Annotated in this window: 5 protein-coding genes; 3 read left to right on the top strand and 2 right to left on the bottom strand. The window is 36.8% G+C overall.

What is annotated here, in order from left to right; all coding sequences use genetic code 11:
* Nucleotide 1 precedes the first annotated feature (1 nt).
* Nucleotides 2-1,786 carry a gamma-glutamyltransferase gene (gene ggt / locus IQ247_RS31540; protein WP_193926125.1) on the bottom strand — a complete coding sequence of 595 codons (1,785 nt, stop codon included), beginning with the start codon at nt 1,784-1,786 and terminating at the stop codon, nt 2-4.
* Between the two features lie 179 nt (nt 1,787-1,965).
* On the opposite strand from ggt, the gene IQ247_RS31535 reads away from it, so the two are divergent.
* Nucleotides 1,966-2,379 (top strand): element excision factor XisH family protein, encoded by a 414-nt coding sequence (locus IQ247_RS31535; RefSeq protein WP_193926123.1) that lies wholly within the window; start codon nt 1,966-1,968, stop codon nt 2,377-2,379.
* The gene (locus IQ247_RS31530) at nt 2,367-2,708 is read left to right on the top strand and encodes a XisI protein (RefSeq protein WP_193926122.1); all 342 of its coding nucleotides are present in this window, start codon (nt 2,367-2,369) and stop codon (nt 2,706-2,708) included. Before IQ247_RS31535 ends, IQ247_RS31530 begins: the two co-directional genes overlap by 13 nt.
* A gap of 68 nt (nt 2,709-2,776) precedes the next feature.
* Here the strand turns inward: IQ247_RS31530 and IQ247_RS31525 are convergent, their stop codons facing one another.
* Entirely contained in the window at nt 2,777-2,965 is a 189-nt protein-coding gene (locus IQ247_RS31525) for a hypothetical protein (protein ID WP_193926120.1), read from the bottom strand.
* A gap of 505 nt (nt 2,966-3,470) precedes the next feature.
* Here IQ247_RS31525 and IQ247_RS31520 point away from each other — a divergent pair.
* Nucleotides 3,471-4,325, top strand: a complete 855-nt coding sequence (locus tag IQ247_RS31520; RefSeq protein WP_193926118.1) for an SDR family NAD(P)-dependent oxidoreductase — start codon at nt 3,471-3,473, stop codon at nt 4,323-4,325.
* Nucleotides 4,326-4,342: the final 17 nt, after the last annotated feature.

Genomic DNA, 4,342 nt, shown 5'->3' with positions numbered 1-4,342 from the left:
CCTAAATCCCTCTAGCTGCCCCTTCACCCCTCGGATCGGCTGCACCTTCTAAGGTTCCATCTGGCTTGACGATGATTAAGTTAGAGTTACCCCAAGGATTCGTTTGGTTGATTTTGTGTCCCCGACGCTGTAATTCTTGTAAAGTTAGTGCATCCAACCCCCAAGGTTCGACGCGCAATGTATCAGGAAACCATTGATGATGGATGCGCGATGCGGAAACTGCTGCTCCTGCATCCATATCGAATTCCAAGACGTTAAGAATTATTTGTAATACTTGAGTAATAATGGTGCTACCTCCGGGAGTACCTACAGCCATCCGCAACCGTCCGTTTTCAGTGACAATTGTGGGAGTCATGCTCGATAGAGGAGTTTTGCGGGGTGCGATAGAATTCGCTTCATTACCGAGTAAGCCGAAAGCGTTGGGAACTCGCGGTGCTGCGGCGAAATCATCCATTTCATTATTAAGAATAATTCCTGTTCCTGGTGTGACTATACCAGCACCAAAACCCAAGTTAATGGTAAAGGTTAAACTGACAGCGTTGCGTTGTTCGTCGATAACTGTAAGATGACTGGTTTGTGTCGATTCGTAGTATTTTGAACGTTTAATTTTGGGATTGGTATTTGCAGGTATTAATCTTGATGGTATTTGACTAAATTTCTGTAAAGTCCTCTTATTAACTGGCGTGACTTGAGTAGAAGGTTTAGCACGCTGCATATTAATTTGCTGACGGCGAAATTTTGCATATTCTGGATTAATAAGTTGTTGTTGAGGAACTTTGACAAAATCAGGGTCGCCTAAATATTCCGAACGGTCAGCATAAGCAATTCTCATCGCTTCCACCATTAAGTGTATCGCGTCCGGGTGGTGCCATCCTAAAGATTTTAAGTCAGTATCGCCGATAATATTTAACATCTGTAATAAATGTATGCCTCCCGATGACGGTGGTGGCATCGAACAAACTTGAGCTTTACGTTCACGAAGTGCGGGGCGAAAATTACCGCATACTGGGGTACGCCAAATCGGTTTGTAGGATTGCAAATCTTGTAAAGTAATTAAACCGCCATTTTTCGCCATATCCGAGGCAATATTACGAGCGATTCTTCCCCTATAAAAACTGGCTGGATTTACAGCGATATTTTGTAAAGTTCTTGCTAAGTCTTGCTGTACAAGGATTTCTCCCGGTTGATAAAAATTACCGTTGCGAGTCAAAATAGCTCGCGCTGCTTGGTTAGTTGCGATCGCGTTTTTGCGACTTTGAACAGCTTGGACAAACTTGTTTTCAACAGCAAAACCATCTTTCGCTAACCGAATCGCAGGTGCAACAACGTTACTCCAAGATAACTTACCATAGCGACGATGAACTTCATACATACCCGCTACAGTTCCTGGAGTAGCCACAGCCAAATAACCATTAATACTTGCATTGGGACGCACCTTACCGCTACTATCCAAATACATATTTTTTGTAGCTTTTAACGGAGCGCGCTCGCGAAAATCCAAAGCCTGAATTGTGCGCCTTTTCGAGTCGTGCATTAACAAAAAACCGCCACCACCAATTCCTGCTGAAAAAGGTTCAACTACGGAAATTGCAAAAGTCGTTGCAACAGCAGCATCAACAGCATTACCTCCTTTATGTAACATTTCTAACCCAGCGTCGCTAGCTAAAGGATGGGCTGAAACTACCATTGCTCTTTTGCTACGTAACGGTTGAATAAAAGCGGCTGTAGCTATTGGAGAATAAAAAGTAATGCTAAATAAAAGAAATATCCGAGATAAAACACGCATATAAATTTCTGAGGGAAGAATGCATAGAATTTATACTATAATCTTACGTGTTTATCTTGAAAAAATTATCGTTATTAATTAAAAATTAAAAACACCATTTGACAGTGTTGTCCGAAAAAAATCAACAATGATATGAGTTAATCTAAAATAGAAATTAGCTATCTGTTCCTGTAATTTTTATGGCTAGAGACAAGTACCATGAAATAGTCAAAGCAGCGCTTATCAAAGAAGGATGGCTGATAACTGACGACCCATTATTTGTAGAAGCAGGAAAACGAAAAATTCAAGTAGATTTAGGAGCAGAAAGATTAATTGCAGCAGAAAAAGCAGGTAAAAAGATTGCTGTAGAAATTAAAAGCTTTATTGGTGTTTCAACGTTACAGGATTTTTATTTAGCTTTAGGACAGTTTAATTTCTATCAATATGCTCTTGAGAAAAAGATGCCTGAAAGAATGTTATTTTTAGCGATTCCAGATGATATCTATGAAGATTTTTTTCAGGATAACTTTATTCAAGAGTTGTTAAGACGCTATCAAGTAAAAATGCTGATTTATCATATAGAAAAAGCAATTATAGAAAGATGGATAAAGTAACTAACTATAAATCAATTGTTCGTCAACTTGCAATTGGTATAGGCAAACTTGGCGAACGTCCCGACGATGAAATTAAAAATCAAATTATTCTTGACGATGAGCGCGGTCATTATTTACTTTATTTTAACGGATGGCGAGGTTCTAAACGTACTTATGGTTGCTATTTACATATTGATGTTAATGATAATGGTAAAGTCTGGGTGCAGCATGACGGTACGGATTTAAGGGTTGCGGAGCAATTATTAGACAAAGGAATTCCTAAATCCGATATTGTATTAGGATTTCATTCACCGATTAAAAGACCAGATACGGGTTATGCTGTCTCTTAATTAATATATTAATATGGTTCATTTATTAATCACCCCCGAACCTATTCCCTACTCCCTACTCCCTTCAATTAAGAATTACGAACTATATTATTATTTCGACGACCACTACCGCGATGGTCTTTGCGTGGTTTTGCAGGACTATCCTCTGCTTGTTTATGAATATTAAATTGATTGTTTGTTTCAAATGTAAAATTTTGGACAAAGCCAGGTGACGCTATTAAAATCCATAGTGGCAAAAATAAGTATATTTTTTTCATTATACTGAATTAATTTAAGTAAATTTGCTATTAATAAACCAAACTACATTCCTTTGTCACCTCAAGGCAAGTTAGATAAAATACATAATTTTATTAATTACTGAGAACAAATTACTTTTTTATAGATTTTTTGGCTTTGATAAGAATTAGTGATGTTAAATAGTGATTCTTAGGTAGTATCGTTGAATGTGCTTTAAAGATATAAAAAACAAGGAATAAATAAAATAGCTGATTTTATATATATAAAATTGATTCGTTGGTATGCTAATTTTTGGAGATGTTGCAATACACCCCGTCTCTACATTATTATTTTTTCAGAAAATTATAAATTGCGGAAAAATTTTGTTCTCCAAATCCCTGCTGCATTTAGAAAGCTTTTAAAAAAGCAGTTGTATCGATAATTAAGAGTAGATACTGAAGAATTGCTGGAAGGTTAAAGGTTAAAATTGAAAAACTTTTAATTATTAATTTCTAGCTTTCAAGTTTTTTTATTTTGGAGAAAAATATGCAAAATGTTGTTGTTACAGGAGTTTCCACAGGTATAGGTTGGGGTACACTCAAAGTATTAAATAGTAAAGGAATTCATGTATTTGGGAGCGTTCGCAAACCTGAAGATGCAAAACGTTTAAGTGATGAATTTGGTGATGGATTTACACCTTTAATATTTGATGTTACTGACGAAAAATTGGTACGTGAAGCTGCTGAGCAAGTTAGTAATCAAATTAATGGTAATAACTTACTTGGTTTAGTAAATAATGCTGGTATCGCCATAGGTGGACCTTTGATGCATCAACCAATTGCAGAATTTAGTAAACAAATAGAAGTTAATTTAATTGGACAACTAATTGTTACTCAAGCTTTTTTACCTTTATTGGGAACCAATTCTACTTATAAAAGTAAACCGGGAAGAATTATTAATATCAGTTCCGTTGGTGGCAAAATAGCATCGCCATTTCTTGGTGCTTATAGCGCATCCAAATTTGCTTTAGAAGGATTTTCCGAATCATTACGACGGGAACTCATGCTTTACGGAATTGATGTAATTATAATTGGTCCGGGTTCTGTGGTGACACCAATTTGGGATAAAGCCGAAAAAATGGACTTTTCTCCCTACGAGAATACCAAATTTGCAATTCCAAGTAAAAAATTTCTCGACTACGCTCTGAAAAAAGGACGTTCTGGTTATCCAGTAGAAGATGTGGGAAACTTAATTTGGAAAGCTTTGACAACTGCAAAACCGAAAGTACGTTATCCCATTGTGCCAAATCATTTCTTTGATTGGATAGTTGCCAGATTACTTCCCCAACGAATCCTTGATAATATTCTTGCAAACGAATTAGGTTTAGGGAATAGGGAATAGGGTTCGGGGGGAACAGT

This window comes from Plectonema cf. radiosum LEGE 06105 (genome assembly GCF_015207665.1).
Classification (GTDB): Bacteria; Cyanobacteriota; Cyanobacteriia; order Cyanobacteriales; family Nostocaceae; genus Rivularia; species Rivularia radiosa_A.
This window is presented reverse-complemented; position numbering and strand designations above follow the sequence as displayed.

Coding starts and splice junctions, on each gene's coding strand:
- IQ247_RS31525 (WP_193926120.1), bottom strand. CDS start 2,965: ATGAAAAAAATATACTTATTTTTGCCACTATGGATTTTAATAGCGTCA.
- IQ247_RS31530 (WP_193926122.1), top strand. CDS start 2,367: ATGGATAAAGTAACTAACTATAAATCAATTGTTCGTCAACTTGCAATT.
- IQ247_RS31535 (WP_193926123.1), top strand. CDS start 1,966: ATGGCTAGAGACAAGTACCATGAAATAGTCAAAGCAGCGCTTATCAAA.
- ggt (WP_193926125.1), bottom strand. CDS start 1,786: ATGCGTGTTTTATCTCGGATATTTCTTTTATTTAGCATTACTTTTTAT.
- IQ247_RS31520 (WP_193926118.1), top strand. CDS start 3,471: ATGCAAAATGTTGTTGTTACAGGAGTTTCCACAGGTATAGGTTGGGGT.